The sequence below is a fragment of the Clostridioides sp. ES-S-0005-03 genome (assembly GCF_020658455.1).
Classification (GTDB): Bacteria; Bacillota; Clostridia; order Peptostreptococcales; family Peptostreptococcaceae; genus Clostridioides.
The window spans coordinates 1-21,960 of sequence record NZ_JACVWI010000007.1 but is presented as its reverse complement, the minus strand read 5'-3'; the positions used below and the strand labels follow the sequence as shown (position 1 = coordinate 21,960).

Annotated in this window: 16 protein-coding genes, 1 rRNA gene and 1 riboswitch; of the genes, 4 read left to right on the top strand and 13 right to left on the bottom strand. The window is 28.6% G+C overall.

Features of this window, described 5'->3' with window-relative positions:
- Positions 1–77: 77 nt before the first annotated feature.
- The 3 genes from IC218_RS17945 to IC218_RS17935 are packed head-to-tail and all read left to right on the top strand — an operon-like array spanning position 78 to position 3,709.
- Positions 78–2,654, top strand: coding sequence for an ABC transporter permease (locus tag IC218_RS17945; protein WP_227825092.1), 2,577 nt, complete (start codon positions 78–80; stop codon positions 2,652–2,654).
- 11 nt (positions 2,655–2,665) lie between these two features.
- The gene (locus tag IC218_RS17940) at positions 2,666–3,328 is read left to right on the top strand and encodes an ABC transporter ATP-binding protein (protein ID WP_227825091.1); all 663 of its coding nucleotides are present in this window, start codon (positions 2,666–2,668) and stop codon (positions 3,326–3,328) included.
- Between the two features lie 39 nt (positions 3,329–3,367).
- Positions 3,368–3,709, top strand: coding sequence for a hypothetical protein (locus tag IC218_RS17935; RefSeq protein WP_227483394.1), 342 nt, complete (start codon positions 3,368–3,370; stop codon positions 3,707–3,709).
- A gap of 359 nt (positions 3,710–4,068) precedes the next feature.
- Here the strand turns inward: IC218_RS17935 and adhE are convergent, their stop codons facing one another.
- Positions 4,069–6,711 (bottom strand): bifunctional acetaldehyde-CoA/alcohol dehydrogenase, encoded by a 2,643-nt coding sequence (gene adhE, locus IC218_RS17930; protein WP_227435504.1) that lies wholly within the window; start codon positions 6,709–6,711, stop codon positions 4,069–4,071.
- Between the two features lie 854 nt (positions 6,712–7,565).
- Between adhE and IC218_RS17925 the strand changes: the two genes are divergently transcribed.
- The gene (locus IC218_RS17925) at positions 7,566–9,164 is read left to right on the top strand and encodes a putative manganese-dependent inorganic diphosphatase (RefSeq protein ID WP_227435512.1); all 1,599 of its coding nucleotides are present in this window, start codon (positions 7,566–7,568) and stop codon (positions 9,162–9,164) included.
- Between the two features lie 761 nt (positions 9,165–9,925).
- On the opposite strand, the gene IC218_RS17920 is transcribed toward IC218_RS17925, so the two are convergent.
- The 12 genes from IC218_RS17920 to rrf all read right to left on the bottom strand — a co-directional run bounded on the left by IC218_RS17920 (position 9,926) and on the right by rrf (position 21,959).
- Positions 9,926–10,450, bottom strand: a complete 525-nt coding sequence (locus IC218_RS17920; RefSeq protein WP_227825090.1) for a peptidylprolyl isomerase — start codon at positions 10,448–10,450, stop codon at positions 9,926–9,928.
- A 64-nt stretch (positions 10,451–10,514) separates the two neighbouring features.
- Positions 10,515–11,267, bottom strand: a complete 753-nt coding sequence (locus IC218_RS17915; protein ID WP_227435517.1) for a patatin-like phospholipase family protein — start codon at positions 11,265–11,267, stop codon at positions 10,515–10,517.
- Positions 11,268–11,297: 30 nt separating this feature from the next.
- Positions 11,298–12,596: a M18 family aminopeptidase gene (locus tag IC218_RS17910; RefSeq protein ID WP_227825089.1), complete on the bottom strand. Its 1,299-nt coding sequence runs from the start codon at positions 12,594–12,596 to the stop codon at positions 11,298–11,300.
- 16 nt (positions 12,597–12,612) lie between these two features.
- Positions 12,613–14,877, bottom strand: coding sequence for a DUF3553 domain-containing protein (locus IC218_RS17905; RefSeq protein WP_227435521.1), 2,265 nt, complete (start codon positions 14,875–14,877; stop codon positions 12,613–12,615).
- Positions 14,878–15,124: 247 nt separating this feature from the next.
- Positions 15,125–15,946 (bottom strand): energy-coupling factor ABC transporter ATP-binding protein, encoded by an 822-nt coding sequence (locus IC218_RS17900; RefSeq protein WP_227435523.1) that lies wholly within the window; start codon positions 15,944–15,946, stop codon positions 15,125–15,127.
- Positions 15,939–16,637 carry a cobalt ECF transporter T component CbiQ gene (gene cbiQ / locus IC218_RS17895; protein ID WP_227483398.1) on the bottom strand — a complete coding sequence of 233 codons (699 nt, stop codon included), beginning with the start codon at positions 16,635–16,637 and terminating at the stop codon, positions 15,939–15,941. The genes IC218_RS17900 and cbiQ overlap by 8 nt, the downstream gene beginning before the upstream one ends.
- A 2-nt stretch (positions 16,638–16,639) precedes the next feature.
- Positions 16,640–16,924 (bottom strand): energy-coupling factor ABC transporter substrate-binding protein, encoded by a 285-nt coding sequence (locus IC218_RS17890; protein ID WP_227435527.1) that lies wholly within the window; start codon positions 16,922–16,924, stop codon positions 16,640–16,642.
- Positions 16,914–17,666 carry an energy-coupling factor ABC transporter permease gene (locus IC218_RS17885; protein ID WP_227435530.1) on the bottom strand — a complete coding sequence of 251 codons (753 nt, stop codon included), beginning with the start codon at positions 17,664–17,666 and terminating at the stop codon, positions 16,914–16,916. Before IC218_RS17885 ends, IC218_RS17890 begins: the two co-directional genes overlap by 11 nt.
- Positions 17,667–17,850: 184 nt before the next feature.
- A riboswitch (cobalamin riboswitch) is annotated at positions 17,851–18,044 on the bottom strand.
- Between the two features lie 137 nt (positions 18,045–18,181).
- Complete coding sequence (locus IC218_RS17880) at positions 18,182–19,957, bottom strand: nitric oxide reductase activation-like protein (protein ID WP_227483399.1); 1,776 nt, start codon at positions 19,955–19,957, stop codon at positions 18,182–18,184.
- 13 nt (positions 19,958–19,970) lie between these two features.
- A complete protein-coding gene (locus tag IC218_RS17875; protein ID WP_227825088.1) occupies positions 19,971–20,900 on the bottom strand; it encodes an AAA family ATPase in 930 nt (309 codons plus the stop codon).
- Between the two features lie 142 nt (positions 20,901–21,042).
- Positions 21,043–21,651, bottom strand: coding sequence for a DedA family protein (locus tag IC218_RS17870; protein WP_227483401.1), 609 nt, complete (start codon positions 21,649–21,651; stop codon positions 21,043–21,045).
- Between the two features lie 191 nt (positions 21,652–21,842).
- Positions 21,843–21,959 (bottom strand): 5S ribosomal RNA (gene rrf, locus IC218_RS17865).
- Position 21,960: the final 1 nt, after the last annotated feature.

Below are 21,960 nucleotides of genomic sequence, written 5' to 3'. Positions count from 1 at the left end.
AATTTGAAAATACTTACTTTGCTATATATTTTAGATAAATATATAATTGATTTAGTTAAGAAAGGAAGGTGGTAAACATGAAAGATAATTTGAAAATAGTACTAAGGTATATAAAAAGTTATAAAGCTAGGTCTTTAGCAATTGCTGTGAGTATAATTCTTGCCACATCACTCATTGTCGGTATTGGTACCCTCTCAAGAAGTTCTCAGCAAGCAGATGTAGATAGATTGAGAAGAGAACTTGGAACTGACCATGCATACTTTAAAGATATAAAGATAAATCAATTAGAATCCATAAAATCTAGTAAAGATATTAAAAATTTGGGTATAACATCTTACTATGCATCCACAGATGTTAATGAAAAATTACCTATAAACATAGAATATGCAAATAAAAATTACTTGACTAGCCATTCTAAACTTATAAAAGGTAGCTTTCCAAAAGCTAGCAATGAGGTGGTAGTAGAGAAATGGGTCTTAAATAGTATGGGTTTAAAACCAGAGATAAATCAAGACCTTACTTTTAAATTATATCAAAAAGAAAATCCAGAGACTTTTAAAGTCGTAGGAATACTTGAAGATAGATATATAGAAAAAAGCAAGGGAAAATGTGAAATTTTTTTGAATCTCAATCAATCAAAATTGGATAAGTTTACAGCTTATGTTGAATTTAATGAGGGCAGTGATATAAATACAAACATAGACAATATAGCAAAAAATGCTATGTTGGATGAGAATAGTATAGGAAAAAACTCAATGCTTATAGACTCTACTATGAAAAATGGTATTTTAGATGATTCAAGTAAATTCGTTGCAATTGCTATGAGTCTATTTGCTGGTATTGTAATATATAGTATCTATGTTATATCAATATACCAAAGAGTACAGGAATATGGTGTCTTAAGAGCAATTGGAGCCACTAATTTTAGGATTTTCAAACTTATGTTTTATGAACTTTTCATACTTGCTTTGATAGCAATGCCTATAGGTATATGTACAGGTATGGGGGGAGCACAAATATTTAATAGGTCTGCAGGAAATATTAAATTTGAAGGAAATATAAATGTTACACCTTTTGTTATTCCAGATAAAATAATCCTCTTATCAATTGCATGTACAATACTAACAATACTGATTATAAGTTTCTTTACATACTTAAAAATAAGAAGAATTTCCCCTATTGATGCTATCAGAAAAACTTTTGGAACTGATAAAAATGTAACCAAAGTTAATTCTTTAATATCCAAATTAACTTTAAATATATCAGTAACAAAATCTATATCTGCGAAAAACATCTTTAGAAATAAAAAGGGCTTCATTGTAATTATATTATCTATGAGCATAGGAGGTATAATCATCATAAAAGACAATTATAAATCTTCTTTTTTAGATGTCCAAAACAAAAGTAGTCAAGAGCAAACATATATGAATGCAGATTTTATTCTATCAAATGTTTTTCTAAATGAAACTGGCAACAGCACTTCTTTCAAGGATATAAAGGGTTTTAATGATAATCAGATAGACAAAATAAAAAATATAGATGGAATTGACAAAATCAAAACTGCTAGCATATTGAACACGAGAATAGAGGTAGATACAATAAATAGATTAGATTACTACGAAGCTATAAATTCAGCTCCTTATTATAAGAAATTTCCTCTATTCACAAAAAATAAGACTACCGGAAAATATACACTAAAACAAAAGTTAAGAGGTTATGATGATGAGATGATAAAATCATTAGAAAAATACTTGGTAAGTGGAAGTATAAATTTGAAAAAAATGAAAAAAGAAAACTTGTCTATAGTATATGTACCAGAAATTTCTAAAACACAGAAATATTCAAAGACTTTTACTCCTGGCACAGGCACACCAGCTGTAGATATAAAAGTAGGCGATACTATAAAGGTCAAATATCCAAAAGTTGGAATAGATACAGGACTTTATGAAAGTCAAAAAGATAATTATGAATATCTAGAATATGACTTTAAAGTTGGAGCTATTGTAAGTTATCCTTTTGCAGATAATGGTATGTACTCTGGAGATGAGGGTGTAGATGTAATAACGAGTAGCGAATATCTAAAAAAATTAACTGATGTAGATAAGTATAACTTAGTTTATCTAGACCTTAATAAAAATGCAAACAAGAAAAAAATAAATAAACTTTTAGGTAAAATTGGAAGTGAAGTTCCTGGAACTACAACGGTAGATATGATGGTAGAAAAAGAAAACTCTGATAAGATGACATCTAGGTCCATGATTTATAATTATGGTATAGTAGCAGTGATGTTCATAATTAGTGTATTTAATATAATAAATAACATAAGTTATAACTTAACCTCAAGAACTAACGAATTTGGAATGTTAAGAGCTATTGGTATCTCTGAGAAAGGATTTAAAAATATGATACTCTATGAGGGAATATTATATGGAGCACTCTCAAGTATAATTACCATTGTGGCTGGTCTTATAATACAATTTAAAATGTATTACCTGCAGGGATTTGTATCATATGGATTGGGATTTTCAATAGATTACAAAATATATATCCTAGTTGTTTTAGCAAACATAATTGTAGGTATCCTAGCTACATATATTCCATCAAGGAAGATAAATAAAATTAGTATAGTTGAAGCTATAAACATTACAGAATAGGAGGAGTAATTATGCCTATATTAGAGATTCTTAACTTAGGTAAGATTTATGGAAAAAAAGAAACATCTGTACATGCACTAAAGGATGCAAATTTAAAAATAAATAAGGGTGAATTTGTTGCAATAATTGGCCCAAGTGGAAGTGGAAAAAGCACATTTCTACATTTAGTAGGTGGTCTTGAGAGACCAAGTAGTGGAACTATAAAAGTCGATGGTAAAGATATATGTTGTCTTTCAGATAAAGAACTAGCAAAGTATAGAAGACAAAAAGTAGGATTTGTCTTTCAACAGTATAACCTAATTCCAGTATTAAATGTAAAAGAAAATATAGAATTACCACTAAAGTTAGACAATAAAAAAGTCGATGAAGAATACATCAAAGACCTTATAAATTTATTGGGGCTTAATGAGAGGAAAAATCATCTTCCAAATCAATTATCTGGTGGTCAACAACAAAGAGTCGCTATTGCACGTGCTTTATCTGCAAAACCAAGTATAATCCTAGCAGATGAACCAACAGGAAATTTGGACAGCAAAACTACAGAAGAAGTCATGGATTTACTAAAAAGTTCAATAAAAAAATATAACCAAACGCTTATAATAATAACACATAATGAAAATATTGCTAGAAAAGCAGATAGAATTATATCTATAATAGATGGAGAGCTTAGTTAAACTAACACTCTAAAATCATTTATAGAAAAGAGGATTTAAATGTTATTAGTTTTAGGTAATTTAAATTTAGACTTGGATTTTGACTACAGAATAATAAGAGAAGAAAATGACGATGTAGATATATTTATAGATATTAGTTATCGTAGCTTAGATATAGATACTGATGGTTCTAACTTATTTAATTCTAGAATCCAATTTCCATTTGTAAGAGCATTAATTCTAAGATTAAATAAGAACAAGCAATGTATGACAATTCATTTGTTAAGAGATATAGATTTATTTTCTGCCTTTGCTAACTTCGAGGTAGATTACAACGACTCTGTCATAAATATAAAAAATCAAAATGAGAAAGTTATTCTAAATAAATCTATCAAAAAGTAATAAGGGGGCCTTAATAGGCCCCAGTTTTTTTGTTTTCTATACCTATTATATCATGATAAATAGATTAGTCAATAGAATTTTCTGAATATTTTTATAATTTTTTCATAAAGTTTTTTATATATTATGCTTTAAAATTATATGTAATAAAAAAATTTTGTGACTAATTTTAAAGTTAATTGATTAAATATACATATTCAAAATCAATATGAACTTTCTTATCTTTTATCATTTTTATTTATGTTTTAAGTTATAATCTATCATTAACAAATATTTATATATAGTTCTAATAAAACTCTATTTATATGCAAATCTAATAACTTATATTCAAGTCTAATAGAATTAATATTCTAAAAGAAATATTATTTACCATAATAAACTTTTAAATATATCTCTTTTAATTCACTCATCAATGGATATCTAGGATTTGCACCTGTACATTGGTCATCAAATGCTTGTTCAACCATAGCATCCAATCCCTCTAAGAATTTAGCTTCATCTACTCCTGCCTCTTTTATAGTCTTAGGAAGACCCACTCTTGCCTTTAATTCATCTATTGCTTTTATAAGATTATCCACTTTTTCTTGGTCTGTATTTCCTTTAATTCCTGCGAAAGAAGCAAATTCAGCATATCTTTGTATACAATCAGGGTATCTGTATTGTGAAAATGCGCCCATCTTATTTGGAGCCTCTGCACAATTGAACTTAATTACTTCATTTATTAACAATGCATTTGCAACACCGTGTTGAACATGGTGGAATGCACCAAGTTTATGTGCCATAGAGTGGCAAATTCCTAAGAAAGCATTTGCAAAAGCCATACCAGCCATAGTAGATGCCATTGCCATTTTTTCTCTTGCTACTTTATCAGTCTTTCCATTTTTATATGCACGAGGTAAATATTCAAATATTATTTTGCCTGCTTGAAGTGCTAGTCCATCAGCTGGTTCAGTTCTTAGCATAGATACATATGCCTCTAGTGCATGTGTTAATGCATCAACACCTGATGCTGCTGTTAATCTTGGTGGCATTTCCATCATCATATCTGCATCAATTATAGCCATATTTGGCATTAATTCATAATCTGCTAATGGATATTTTACACCTGAATCTTGGTCAGTTATAACTGCAAATGGAGTTACTTCTGAACCAGTTCCTGCTGAAGTAGGAATAGCTGCAAAGTATGCTTTTTCACCCATCTTAGGGAATGCATATACTCTTTTTCTTATATCCATAAATCTCATTGCTAAATCTTGGAAATCTACTTCTGGATGCTCATACATTACCCACATTATCTTACCAGCATCCATTGCACTACCTCCACCTACAGATATTATTAAGTCTGGTTGGAAATCGGACATAGCCTTAGCCCCTTCTCTTGCACAAGCTAGTGTTGGGTCTGGAGCAACATCAAAGAATGTAGTATGCTTAATTCCCATTTCATCCAATAAATCAGTTAGTTTTTTAGTATAACCATTATTGTAAAGGAAAGAGTCTGTTACTATAAAAGCTTTCTTCTTGTTCATGACATCTTTAAATTCTCTTGCTGCTACACCTAAACATCCTTTTTTGAAATAAACTTTTTGTGGGGCTCTAAACCAAAGCATATTCTCTCTCCTTTCAGCTACTGTCTTGATATTAAGTAAATGCTTAACTCCTACGTTTTCTGATACTGAGTTTCCACCCCAAGAACCGCAACCAAGAGTAAGAGATGGAGCTAATTTAAAGTTATATAAATCACCTATACCACCTTGTGATGATGGAGTATTAACTAATACTCTACAAGTCTTCATAGCATTTACAAACTTCTCTACTCTCTCTGGTTGATTGATAGAGTCTGCATACAATGATGAAGTATGACCATACCCACCATCAGCAACTAATTTTTCAGCCTTAGCAACTGCATCTTCAAAACTCTTAGACTTGTACATTGCAAGGACAGGAGAAAGTTTTTCATGTGCAAAAGGTTCCTCTACTTCAACAGATTCAACTTCGCCAATTATTATCCTAGCTGTTTTTGGCACTTCTACATCTGCCATTTTTGCTATTACATGAGCTGGTTGTCCAACTATTTTTGCATTTAAAGTTCCATCAATTATTACTACTTTACCTACCTTTTCTGTTTCTTCTTTATTTAAGAAATGTGCTCCACGATATTTAAATTCTTTTTTAACTTCTTCATATATTTTTTCTGGTACTATTACTGCTTGCTCAGAAGCACATATCATACCATTATCAAATGATTTTGATACTAATATTGAACTTACAGCCATTTTTATATCTGCACTCTCATCTATTATTGCTGGTACATTTCCAGGTCCAACTCCAACAGCTGGTTTACCTGAAGAATATGCAGATTTAACCATTCCAGGTCCGCCAGTAGCTAATATAAGGTCTGCTTCTGCCATAACAACATTAGTCAATTCAATTGAAGGCACATCTACCCAACCTATAAGACCTTTTGGTGCTCCTGCCTTAACTGCCGCATCATGTACAACTCTAGCTGCTTCTATAGTACAGTTTTTAGCTCTTGGATGAGGGGAGAAAATTATACCATTTCTAGTTTTTAGTGCTATTAGGGACTTGAATATTGCAGTTGATGTAGGGTTAGTTGTTGGTATAACTGCTGATAATACACCTACTGGTTCAGCAATCTTTGTAAATCCAAATGCCTCATCTTTTTCTATAACACCACAAGTTTTAGTGTCTTTATAAGCATTATAGATATACTCTGAAGCGAAATGGTTTTTTATAACTTTATCTTCAACAATACCCATACCAGTCTCTTCAACTGCCATTTTTGCTAGGGGAATTCTTTGTTGATTTGCTGCAGTTGAAGCAGCTAAGAAAATTTTATCTACTTGCTCTTGTGTAAATGTTGCAAATTCTTTTTGTGCTAATCTAATTTCCTCTAGCCTCATTCTTAATGTCTCAACACTATTGACAATCTCAGGGCTACATACTTCAACAGCTACTGTTTCTACAACCTTTTCTTTTTTCTCCATAACTAAAAACCTCCCTAAATAATTATGCATCTCCTATTTTTATAAATCTTAAATGCATCATCTATTATATTTTTAACCTATACTTAAAATAATTTTATAGATTTCATATCTATACTTTAGATTTTATTTATTTTATGCCCTTAGGTCAAGAAGTTTTTTTCTGAATATTTTGTCAATTTATTTTTTAACAAATATATTATTTTTTTTACTTTTATTAAATTTTTTTATTTAAATAAGATATATTTCATTTGAATAATTTACTTTGACTAAATAAACTACTAAAATGATAATTTATATCTTTCACTTTTTTTATTTATTAAATTTTATATGTTATTTTTACAAGTAAGACATAATATTTTTGTCATATTTTCATAAAATAACACTTATTTTTGATTTATATGCATTTTTTCTTTTGATAATGACTATGTAATTTTTAAAAATATATAAATTAAAAATATTTTAGTTTCTATAAGTTATTTTTAAGTCAATATCTTAAAATAATATTTTTCATGTAGATAAATAATTTTTATATCAACCTCGTTAATTTTTTACTTACAATATGTATACAAAAAATTTTACAGCACAAAATTATTTATAAATTCTTAGTTTATTATCATATTAATTAATTTTTTCTCAGGTATATCCAATCAATTAATTGTGAATAAAAATTAATTTAATTGGGTAAAAGTAGATATCATAAAAAATTTTATATTAAATTTGTAGTACTTATATAAGAGATAAAATTTCCTATAATATTTTTTCATTAAATTTTTTCTTTTACAACAAATACTTACTACCTTTTGATATAATATTTTTATCAGTTATTATATTCAGGTTTTGAAAGGAGTATTAAAATGAGTTTATTAGTTTTCGGACATAAAAATCCAGATACAGATTCAATATGTTCTGCAATTTCATTAGCACATTTAAAAAACAAATTAGGGATAGAAGCAACAGCTTATGCTTTAGGAGACATCAGAAAGGAAGCTAAATACGCCTTAGATTACTTTAAGGTAGATGCACCTGAAATCTTAGATAACGTTAGAATACAAGTTAGAGATTTAAATTATGATAAGGTAGTACCTTTAACTCCAACTTCTTCTATATTAGAAGCCTATAATCTTATGGATGAAAAAAATGTTAAAACATTACCTGTAACTTATGAGGATGGAACTTTTGCTGGTATTATTACCATGAAAGAAATAGCTAAAAACCTTCTTCATCAACATTTTACAACTATACACACATCACTATCAAATATCTGCAAAAACCTTAATGGTAATATCCTTGTAGATTGTGGTGAAGATGTAAAAGGTAGAGTTGTTACTTTATCATTTGGTATGGAAACCCTGATAGAGACTTTAAAAGAAGGGGATATAGCTATTGTTGGCGATAGATATGATAGTATTGAATACGCAATTGATACAAAAGTTAAGCTTTTAATACTTACCAATCATACAAAAATTTCAAAAGACTTACTAGCTCTTGCTAAAATAAATGGAGTGTCTGTTGTTTCTGTTGAAAGTGACAACTACAAAACTTCTAATGTCATAAATCAATGTAGTTTCTTAGATTCTATAGAAGCCACAGATAATTTGATTACATTTAAAGAAGATGACTATATGGATGAAATAAAAGAAATTATGTTAGAAACAAATTTTAGATCTTATCCTATATTAGATGATGACAATAAGTTTTTAGGATTAATTTCAAAAGGGCATCTATTAAATCCATCTAAAAAGAATGTTGTTTTAGTTGACCATAATGAATATGCTCAAAGTGCTGATGGAATTGAACAAGCAAATATAGTTGAAATAGTTGACCATCATAAACTTGGTGGTATTTCTACTGATGTTCCTATGTCTTTTAGAGTTATGCCTGTTGGATGCAATAGTACTATAATTTATCAAATGTATAAAGAAAATAATGTTGAGATACCTTATGAAATAGCTGGTCTTCTTTTATCTGCTATATTATCTGATACATTATTATTTAAATCTCCAACAACTACTGATATGGATAAGAAAGCTTGTGAAGAATTAAGTAAAATAGCAAAAGTAGACATGGAAAAATATGCTATGGATATGTTTAAATGTGGTACTTCTTTAGATGAGTTTACTATAGAACAAATAGTAAATATGGACTTTAAAGAGTTTAACATGAGTGGACATAGAGTTGGTATAGGACAAGTATTTACTTTAGACACAGACTCTATATTTGCTAAGAAGGATGAATTTTTATCTTATATAAATTCAACTGATTATGACAAATTAGTTCTTGCAGTTACAGATATAATAAAAGAAGGTTCTTATTTAATTTACAAAGCAGAAGATAGATTGATTGCTGATGCATTTGGTATTGAAGGAGTTCAAGGAACATTTGCTCCAGGTGTTGTATCTAGAAAGAAACAATTAGTACCTAACTTAACTACTGCAATTAAAAATTTTAAATAATATAAAATCTTTAAACAACACAAAAACTGTTTCAAATTTAAATTTGAAACAGTTTTTTATATTTTTATTAAACCCTTCAATATATTTAATGTCTTTGTTAAAGTACATACTTAGTTACAATATGTCACTTAAAAATTTACTGTTTGAAATTCTTTTATAACAATATTAAATTCCATAAAAAAATACACTATTAGAAAACTCTAATAGTGTATTTTTCTCTTCTTATTATATATTACACTTTAAATTATTCCTTGACTGGTTTAGCTGGTGTAAACTAAACCAGTCTCTCTCAAATATTAAGCACTTTTTTCTTATTATGTTCTTTAGGATTTATTGTCTCTATTATTGTAAACCAAAGTTATGAAATTGTAAATAGAATATATTACCATTATAATGTTTTTTCTTAAATAAAAATATACAAATAACTTTCTTTTCTTAAATAAAATCGCTAAAATAGCTTTAAAAAATGTTAAAATAAATGTTTTCCATCTATCTTCTATATTTATTTTAATATATTATATATTAAAAACTTAATCATAAATAATTTAATATAATTATTTTTCTATAATACTTTAAGATGATGTTCTGATAAGATTACTGGAGTTATTTAGTATAATAAAAATTTAATAGATAATTAAATTTCAGTAAAACAAAGTATAATAGAATAAATTAAAAAGTGAGATGTTATTATATTCTCTAGAAAATATAATAACATCTCACTTTATCTTTAAGTTGTATATATTTTTTCTTTTATCTGTGTCCTAGTTTTTTTCAACGTCTGAGTAATCTACTCCAAAAGTTTCTACAGTTACAGCTTTCATAACTTGCGGAGTCTGTGGCTTGTCCGCTGCTCCTGTTTTAACTGATGCTATTTCATCAACTGTATCCATACCTTCTATAACTCTACCAAAACCTGCATATTGACCATCTAAATGTGGTGAATTTTTATGCATTATAAAAAATTGAGAACCAGCTGAATTAGGTGCCATAGTTCTAGCCATTGATATAACGCCTCTTTCATGCTTTAAATTGTTAGTAAATCCATTTCCACTAAATTCACCTTTTATAGAATGTCCTGGACCACCCATTCCAGTACCATTTGGGCATCCACCTTGTATCATAAATCCTGGTATTACTCTATGAAATGTTATTCCATTATAATATCCATCATCTACTAATGATACAAAATTTTTAACTGTATTTGGTGCTATATTTGGGTACAACTCAATTTTTATTTCTTTTCCATTTTCCATTACTATAGTTACTATAGGATTTTTATTTTCCATGATTTATTACCTTCCTTTTTATTAATTAAATTACACAATTACATTTATTATATTATACTCTAAATTAAACTCTAGCAAGTATATTTTTTCCTATTTCATATCCTTCTTGATATATAGTTTTACAAAACTCATCATCAAAGTTAAGAGTATCTTTAGGTGCAAATTGAGTGTTAGGTCTAACTACTATTATTTTATCTTCATTATATATTTTTTTGATGTCATCTGGTAAATCATAATTATACTTTGTGGATATCAGAATAATTTTATCCACATTATCCACAATTAAAGGCTCAATTAACGCACTCCTAATTAGACCTCCATCCAATTTAAAACCATCATAAATACCATCTTGCACATCCTTCATAAATTGTTCTTTAAATCCAAGAGTAGCATTTGGATTTGATGGTAACAATCCACTATATGAAATGCTTAAAATTGCTTCGTCTTTAGGCATTTTTGACACATTTACAACCTTTTCTGATACTACCTTATTATTAACTTCTACATAGTTAACATAGAAGTTCATTTTCTCTATTTTACTACTATCTAGTTCTCTCAGATTATCTATAGCTGGAGAATTATCCACAGTATTATTTACTATTTTCACATTTCCGTTCTGGATATCTTTTATATTTGTCCACATTTTTTTCAAGTTATCAACATTACCTGTGTATAAATAATATCCATTTATTGCTCCTATTGATGTTCCTGAAATTGAATAAAAATGATTTATTCCATTATCATACAAAGCGTTAACTACCCCTGCTTGGTAAGCTCCCTTTGCTCCTCCACCTTCTAAGCATAGTCCTAGTTTCATAGTTTCATCTCCAAATTGTTTATCTTATATTTATATTTCAAAAAACTTACTAAATGTTTTATATATACTATAATGGTCTTCAACATTACCTAATTCCCTTATAGAATGCATTGCTAAAATTGGACTTCCTACATCCACAGATGGTATATCTACATGAGTAGAGGATATTGGACCTATAGTACTTCCACCCCTCTCATCTGACCTATTTACAAATTCTTGATACTCGACATTAGCTTCTTTACATATATTTTTGTAAACAGCTATAGAATATCCATCACTTGTATATGCTTGACTTGCATTTATCTTTATAACAGGCCCTTTTCCCATAACTGGTTTATTGGTTGGGTCATGTTTTTCTGGAGTATTTGGATGAATAGCATGAGCTAAATCTGATGATATCATGAAAGACGAATAAATAGCCTCAAAAAATCCTTCTCTATCTTTCCCTATTGATAAACATATTCTCTCCAATATATTTAATAGCATATTTGAATCTGCACCTTGTTTAGTAGAACTTCCAACTTCTTCATTGTCAAATACAGCCATTACATTTACACCACTTTGTCCTTTAGCATCAACTAAAGCATTTAAACTAGCATGTACCATTGCAAGATTATCTTGTCTTCCAATAGATATAAATTCCTCATTAGCCCCTATTAAACTTCCTTTTTCAAATTCATATAAGAACAAATCAAAGTCTATTATATCTTCCACTTTTACATTTAAATTAGATGATATTTGTTTTAAAAGAAAGTTATCTTTTTCTAATGTATCGTTTAATAATCCAACTAGAGGTAACATATCTTTTTGCTTATTATATGAATGACCATCATTTATGCTTCTATTCAAATGTATAGCTAGATTTGGTATTATGCAAATTGGTTTTTTAAAGTCGATAAGTTTTTCCTTTGGCTTAAGTACACTATCTCCTTTTAAGACTACTCTTCCAGCTATACCAAGTGGTCTATCTAACCATGTACTTAATATTGCTCCTCCATAACATTCTGTATTCAGCTTCAAATAAGCTTTCTCAGCTTCTATTTCTGCATTTGGCTTAATACTAAATGTAGGAGAATCTGAATGAGAACCTATTATTCTAAACCCACCTTCTTCTATATTATCTGAGTTAACTACAAAAGCTACTATAGCAGATAAATTTTTAGTCACGTAGTATTTTCCACCTACTCTTAGATTCCATTTCTTATTTAAAGCTAACTCTTCAAATCCATTTTTATCTAAAACTTCTTTAGCACTATCAACTGCGTGAAAAGATGATGGGCTATCGTATATGAAATCTATTAAATTTTTAGCAAAGCTTATACTATCCATTCCTAATTTTCCTCCATTATAAAATATCTAGTGTTGTATATTCTTTATTTATTTTTTTAATTCCTTGCTTATCAAAGGCTATAGTAACATCTGTTCCAGTTATAGACACGACTGTTCCAACCCCAAATTTAGGATGATGTACTTTAGAACCAAGCTTTATGTCTTCTGGATTAGTCTCTTTATTTGAATCTTTTATTGTAGCATTAACATTATCTGCAACTTTAGATTTACTTATAGTATTCATATACTTTTTAGTATATTTATCTAACATATTATAACTTGCTTTAGAATAACTTAATTCTTTTTTCATTTTGTACAATCTTTCTATACATTCTTCTGGTAACTCTTCCATAAATCTTGAAGCTATTGCAACATTTGTTTTACCATATAGCGTTCTTTTTTCAGTTAGTGACATGTATAACTCTTCTTTAGCTCTAGTTATACCAACATAACAAAGCCTTCTTTCTTCTTCTATTTGAGATTCACTCAGAGACTTTATAGCTCTTGATATAGGAAATAGTCCTTCTTCCATCCCTGTTAAAAATACAACTGGAAACTCCAATCCTTTAGATGTATGAATTGTCATAAGAGAAACTCTATCATTGTCCTCTTCATCATTAGATTCGGATGTAAGTGCTATACTAGTTAAAAATGTCTCTAAATCTTTATTTTCATAAGTGTCATCACTACTACTTTCAAACTCTAGTGCTATAGATATAAATTCTCTTAAATTATCAATTCTATCTTGAGCTTCTTCACCTTTACCAGTTAAATCTTTTTCATTTTTATTTTTTATATCTACAAGTTCATCCATATATCCTGTAGTATCTAAAACTTTTTCTATTAACTTACTAACAGGATAGACTTCTTTTATAGTTCTAAGTGTACCTATAATATCAACAAATCCACTTATACTTGCTCTAGCTTTTGTAGATATATCAGAGTTTGTTTCTATATCAATTAAAACTGAATATATACTCTCTTGTTTCAGATTGGCTCTATCTTCAATTTTTTCTATAGTTCTAAGCCCTATACCTCTTCTAGGAACGTTTATAATTCTTTTTATAGATATGTCATCCTGTGGATTTTGAATAACTCTTAAATACGCTACTAAGTCCTTTATTTCTTTTCTCTCATAAAACTTTGTACCACCATATATATTATATGGTATTTGACTTCTGTTTAAAGCGTCTTCTACAGGTCTTGCTTGTGCATTTGCTCTATAAAGTACTGCAAAATCTTTGTATGGTCTATTCTCTTTTCTAGCTATTTGTGCAATTGAGTCAGCTATAAAATCAGCTTCTTCTATTTCACTACCAGTTAGTTGTATCTTTATAAGTTCTCCTTCTTTCTTTTCACTCCAAAGTTTCTTTCTTTTTCTTTCTATGTTATTTGATATAACTTTGTTAGCTGCATCTAATATTACTTGTGTTGATCTATAATTTTGTTCTAGTTTCACAACATGTACATTATCATAATCTTTCTCAAATTCAAGTATATTTCTTATATCTGCGCCTCTCCATCCATAAATACTTTGGTCATCATCTCCAACAACACAGATATTTTGATGTTCTCTAGCTAATAATTTTATTAGCTCATATTGAGCTTTACTCGTATCCTGATACTCATCTACCATTATGTATCTAAATCTACTTCTGTAATAAGCTAATACTTCATCATTAGCCTTAAAAAGTTCTACAGTTTTAAGTATTAAATCGTCAAAATCAAGTGCACTATTTCTCTTTAAACGGTCTTGATATAATGCATAAATATCTGCAATTTTAACCATTCTATTATCCGACATATTCATATCTTTAAACTGCTTTGGTGTATAAAGCTTATCTTTTGCTCCTGAAATAGCACTTATAACGGCCTTTGGTTCAAATACTTTATCACTTAAATTTAATTCTTTAAGGCAATCTTTGACTAAGGTTACTTGGTCTGCAGCATCATAAATTACAAAACTTCTATTGTAACCAATTTTATTTATATCTTTTCTAAGTATACGAACACAACAAGAATGGAATGTACTTATCCACATTTCCTTAGTTTCCGAACCTATATTTTGTTCGACTCTTTCTCTCATTTCATTTGCAGCTTTATTTGTAAATGTTATAGCTAATATACTAGGTGCTTGTACACCTTTATCTTCCATAAGGTATGCTATTCTTGTTGTTAGTACCTTAGTTTTACCTGAGCCAGCACCAGCTAATATAAGTACTGGACCCTCAGTTTTTTCTACTGCTTCTCTTTGAGCAGGATTTAATGTATCTAAATTCATATTTCTCCTCCTGTTAACAGCCATAAATATATTTTAATCTAAAATATGAATTACTTCAAATTATAATTATGTATTATATTAATAGATTATTGTCAAATTTTAACAATTAGATAACACTTACTTATAAAATTTATTTTTATATCTATAAAAAAAATAACCTTATGATTTGGGGAATCATAAGGCACCTTTAAGGGGTCTAGGTTAAGGGTTATTATATAAATCTATTTTTTTAAAATAGGTTTAGGGCTTAATTATTTATTTGTACTAAGTCTCTTTCTTTCCAGTACTTATACAAATCTTCTTCTTTCTTAAATAAAGGTAAATTCATATTTTTATGTACCTTTACTAACCATGGAGATTCTAATCCAGCTTGTATAATATTGTTCTCATTTACAAATACACTTTCTGCATTTCCTTCATCAATTAAAATTCCCTTATCCAGTACATATATATAATCGCATATTTCATACATTAAATTCATATCATGACTGGATATTACTATTTTTATATTATTTTTATCTAATCCCTTTATTATATCTACAATAGACCTAGTACTTACTGGGTCTAATCCAGCTGTAGGTTCATCAAGCAATATAATTTCATTTTCCATTGCTATAACTGATGCAATTGCTACTCTTTTTTTCTGACCATAACTTAAGAAGTGTACTGGCCTATCTATAAAATCTATTCCATTAACAGCTATCAAAGCTTTGTTTATTCTCTCTTTAATAATTTTTTCATCCATCCCAATGTTTCTCATCGCAAATGCTATATCATCATATACTTTTGAGTAAAATATTTGTTTTTCTGGGTCTTGAAAAACAATCCCTACATTCTTTCTAAGATTATACAAACTCTTCTTATCATACTTTAACTTTTCTTCTTTGAAAAGTATTTCTCCAGATGTAGGCTTTAATATTCCCATTAAATTCATAAATAAAGTTGACTTTCCTGAACCATTTGAGCCTATTATACCTATAACATTTCCCTTTGAGAAATCCATATTAATGTTCAATAATGCACTAGCATTTTTTTCATATTGATATGTTAAATTATTTATTTTAAACATCATTATCCCCTACTATGTGAAATTTACCATCATACAATTTTATGTCTAATGATATACACATATCATCATACCTTGTCATAAGCCTTTTGTACAGCATACTTCCAAGAATCCCTAAAGATTTATATGAAGTTTTTAAATTTATGTACCCAAATCTTAGTTCTTGTGATTTATATATCTCTGAAAATTCTTCTAAAAATATAAATATAAATCTATATATTAACATTGATAATTCAACAAAGGTGTCTGGTAAATGCAATTTTTTGAAGAAAAATATTAACTGATTAAAAGGTGTTGTAAGTATACAAAAATACACACAAGTTAAACAAGACATAGCTCTAAATAACACATGAATAGACATGTCAATAGATGCCTTTGATATTCCTATATAAAAACTAAAAAATTGAAAACTATATAGTAAATCTACTTTATTAAAAGATATATTTACAAGAGTTATACCTATACTAAGAAATAAAAAATACATTGGTATTTGAAGTAATTTCAAATAATTTTTTAAATCTATCCCTGCTACACAAACAACTAAAATACTCATTAAAATCATAATTCCACTTAAGATAAATACATTTTTTATTACCATAGAAGCAATTAGAAAAATTGCTCCTATGGCTACTTTTTTATTTGGATTTACTTTACTCAATCTATTTGTATATGCATATTTATCAATTATAAGCATAATTAACTTCTCTTTCCTTTTTGAATACCTAATATGTATCCTATTACACCTGCACCTAAAGCTGCTTGTGCAGAGAATAATAAACTCTCTATTTCTCCACTTGGTGGCTCATATGGGCTACTAAACCAAGGCTCATAATTTGGATTTATCTTAGTAATTTCACTTTCAGCTTGACCATCTGCTCCTCCATATTCAGCACCTGAATTTACAAGTAATGGGAATATAATAAGAGCTACTACTAATAAAAGTAATAATATGTTAGTTTTTGTTTTTGTTTTAGCACTCATTAGCTTTAACTCCTTTATCATTATTTTCTAGTATGCTTTTTTCTCCATTTTCTGTAATTAAATTATATACAATTACAGTAAGGATACCTTCTGCTATTGCTATTGGTATTTGAGTCATAAAGAAAATTCCTAAGAATTTAATTGCTGAAGCCATCACTCCACCAGATGGGTCTGGAAAAGCCAGTGCTAATTGTATTGAAGTTATTGTATATGTGGCTAAGTCTCCTATTGCTGCTGCAAGAAATACTGGTATAGCATTATTTCCATCCTTTTTCTTTAATGCTTTAAATATTAAAAATGATATAATTGGCCCTATTATAGCCATTGAAAAAGCATTAGCTCCTAAAGTAGTTATTCCACCATGTGCTAGTAATAATGCTTGGAATATTAAAACTATAGTTCCAAGAACAAACATTACACTTGGTCCAAACATTATTGCTCCAAGACCTACTCCAGTAGGATGTGAACAACTTCCTGTTACTGAAGGTATTTTTAATGCTGATAATACAAAGACAAATGCTCCACATAGAGCTAATAAAACTTTCTTCTTAGGGTCTTGCTTTACTATTTTACCTATTGATTTTAATCCCACTAAGAAAAATGGTATAAATATAACTCCCCATGCTATAGACCATTTTACTGGTAAGTAACCTTCCATTATATGCATTGCATTTGATGTAACTGGAGTTAAAATTATTAACATAAGTGCAGCTATAACCCCTAATTTGATATTTTGTTTCATTTGAGTATCCCCTCTCTCCCTTTCTAATAATTAAAATATGAATAATACATGTATCCTTCATTATAGCAAAATAAAAAAGCCTAACTCGATGGCTAGGCTTCTAATTTTCGACAATCTAAATACAAACACATAAAATAAACATATCTGTATAATTATTATAAGAAACTTTCTCCATCCCCGAAGAAATCACTTTAATATTTTAGGCAGGTCTCCTGACTTAGCTTCATCCTACTCCTCTTCCTTCCCATGAAATATAAAAACATATTATCATAGTGGCTAACAAAAGTTTCGTCTGCATCACAGTAGCGGGGGCTGTAAAGGAATTTAACCTTCTTCCCTATTAATCTTGCTTAAAGAACCTATAATATTATATATTTAATTTTTAATATTACTTTATTTTTAATTCATTTTCTATATAAATCATTGTATACCTTTTCTGTGAAAATTTCTACATTTTTTACAAATTTTATTCATTTTTATATTTTTATGTATATAAATTCTTTTTTATAAATCTATTAATTCCTAATTATTTTCTTTAAATACATTGAAACTACATCAGAAAATCTAGTTATATCTCTTGAATATATAAAATCATTTCCATAGATTAATCTTTCAGCTTCAAGTTCTGATTCTTTGCCTGTAAATACTCCTAATACTAATATATTTTGTTTCCTAGCTTTTCTTACTTCATTAGCTGTATCTCTTAAACCAACAACACCTCTATAAGCTTTTTCACCTCTTAAAGTTCTCTCACTGTTTTTTCCTATCTTTACATCATTTGGTCTTCCATCACTAAGGACTATCAAAATTTTATTTTCTTCATCTCTATTTATCAAACCACTACATATAGATTTTATAGCTAAACCATCTCTATTGTTACCAGCGCAGAAGTATTCAAAGATGTTTTCACTATTTTTAATACTGTCATCATAATCCTTAAATCTTTTTAATATCGTATAATCTAAGAAACTAGAAAAACCCATAACTCTATTTGGTATTCCAACTTCCGTCAAAGCATTTGCAATTATGTAAGCTTGAATTGCTACATTTCCTTGGTTTCTACTTTGAGAACCACTTGCATCCAACAATATATCAATAACATATTTTCCTTTTTCATTTTCTATATCTTTATAAAATATTTTATTATTATTACTCCTTCCAACTCTCCAGGCTCTATTTGCTAATATAGTACCACAATCAGAATATACTCTATTTTTAGCATTTTCTTCTACTAAAATCCTAGAAAGGCTTTCTTTTAATCGCTTTATTTGTTGTCTATACATCCTAGCATGTTCTCTAAATTTGCCTAAATTATTTTCTTTTTGTCTTGTCACATATTTTAGCTGAAAAACATTATTACATTCACTTCTAAGAACACCATCTGTGAAGTGAATTCTACATCCTTCATGTACGTTTCTACAATTTTGTGTTTCAAGCTTTTTAATTTCACCCTTACTTAAATAAGTTTTCCCATAGTAATGTTCTATTTTAGTGTATATTTTATTTACAGTCTCTTCATCAACATATATAACTCTATCTGCTGAATTGTTAGCTTGAGAATTGTCAAAGTCTCCTACTCCCTCTATAAGCATTGATGAGGAGATTGAATCTATATCACTTTCAACGATATTTTCATCTTCATCGCTATATAGTTCTTCATACATAAAATCAGCAAACGTATCAAAGTTTACTTCAACATTTTTTACATTGTTTTCATCATATGTAGAATTATTTTCTTCACTATTCAATATATATTCAAAATAAGTTAAATATATAACATCTAATGCCTTTAAAATCTCCATAATATCCTGATTTGTATCTATAAGCCTTATATCATTTACTATTCTTTTAGTTATACTATCTAATGCTGGATGTTTATCCATGCTATAAAGTACAAATGCATATTTAATCTTGTCCATCATATTGTTATTGTATATCTTGGTAAAACGTGAAACAATATCTTTATATGCTCTTTTTCTAATATCTTCTATTCCAGGTCTATCTTTAATAGCTTTTTCTTCAACAATTGTATTTAGTATAACTTGAATTAGACCTAATATAACATCCTTATCATATCCTTTTCGTATTCTATTTGTGAGGTATTTTTTAACTATATCCCAGTCTACATATTTTCTTCTAGCTCCTGCAATTATTGCAAAGTATAGGCCTATTTCCTTTGAGGAATAATCTTTTTCTGATATATCTATACTTTCGTTATAATCACCAGCTATTGTCCAAGATAAGTTATTTGCTCTATTTTCAAATTCATAATCATCATATATCCATTTCATAATCTCACCTATATTAAATATGACTTATTGGAAATATATCTGCACTCTCCCATTTATTAGGTATTCTTGTTTTAATTACATCTCCAACCATTTCTTTTTCATATATATCAAAAGTCTTTCCTGTAAGCCCCATATTAATTGCAAGAGTTGGCTTTAATCCTCTTCTTATAGTTTTAAGAGATGCCATAAGACCTCTTAAATCAATAGCTTTACTAGATATTTCACCATTTTGAGATTTTAATTGTAAATCTAAAAATATCCCTGCAAATTGTGTTAATTTTTCTTCATCAGCATCTGAAAATTCATTTTTCAAAATCATCATTAACTTCTCCTCTTCTACAGGAGGAATATCTATTACCATAAACCTAGAAACTAGAGCTTCATTAAGTTCCTTTGTTCCTGCATACTCATAATTCATAGTTCCAATAAATCTTGTTGCTGGGTGCAGATTAACTCTCTCATAACCTGGCACATCAATCACTCGACGATAATCTAAGGCTGAATGAACTACAACTATGGCATCATTTTTTGCCATATTAATTTCATCAAATATCCCAAATCCTCCATTAACAGCACACTCATAAACTGAACCCCTTCTAAGTTTAACTTCGTTATCTATAAATGTATCTGTACCTATAAGTGTTGAACTATCTGTATTTATATGAAACGAGGTATTCCATTGGGGTCTATTAAATATCTCGCCTAAATTATCAGCAAGTAAATTTTTCCCTGTTGCCTTTGGCCCTGACAATAAAATATTTTCTTCTTCTAAAATAGCTGTTATACACATAGATAATATCTCTTTACCATAAAAATAAGTTTTAGATTTTGTTACTCTGTATTCTAAATCTTTTTCTAAGCCATAATAATTTCTGAAATGCAATACATCTTCAATAAGTTTCTCATCTACCCCTTGTATCCTTAAGTTATCTATTATATCCATATCCTTACCCCTTTTATATAAAATAGTATTTGTTTTATTTCTTAACACCATTTTAGCACAAAAGGATATAGCCTAAAATTAATTTTATAAATTAATAACAGCCCTTTCTGTATTCTACAAAAAGGGCTGTCCATATATATTTTTATAATCTTATTCTATTGTGTTTTTTATGTATATGTGACTTAATAGCAAAACCAACAATAATTATAGCTATTGGTATAATTAGAACCATAAATTTATAATCATTATAATGTGACATTATTTTTACCCAACTCTCTGAAAAAATATACCCAATACTAATTAACGAAGTATTCCATATGGTGATACCCACAATAGAGGATACAATAAAAGTTATAATATTCTGACCTGCAATACCTGCTATAAAAGATATGTATGTTCTACATAGAGGAATTAATCTACATACACAAACAGAAATAGAAGAGTATTTGTTAAAATAATCTTGTGATGTAAAAATTCCCTTTTTTGCCTTTGGACATATCTCTACTATCTTATTTATGATAGATTTTCCTCCCCAATTACCTATTGTATAACAAAATATTGAACCAAGTATACCTGCAACTATACTTAAAATTAAAATAGTTAGAAAACCAAAATGATTTCTTGCTGCAATAGCACCACAAAGTGGCAAAACTACTTCACTAGGTAATGGAAAACAAGCATACTCAATCATAATTAATACAAATACAGATATTAATCCATATTGTAAAATAAAACTATTGATTACAGACACCCACTTATCTATCTCCTTTCTTATTTAAAAGTACATACCTATAAAACCTCACATCCTACATTATAAGAATTAATTTATAAAAAACTCTTTAAAATATTATATGTGTTTATATAAAGCATTTATAACAGACTTATGTTTTTTTAATAAGAAATTTGAAAATAAGAAACTTGACAACAAAAAATAAAAAAATTACGTGGCTACGTCCTACTCTCCCAGGCAGTTTCCCACCAAGTACCATCAGCGCTAGAGAGCTTAACTTCTGTGTTCGGAATGGGAACAGGTGTATCCTCTCTGCTATTGTAACCACAT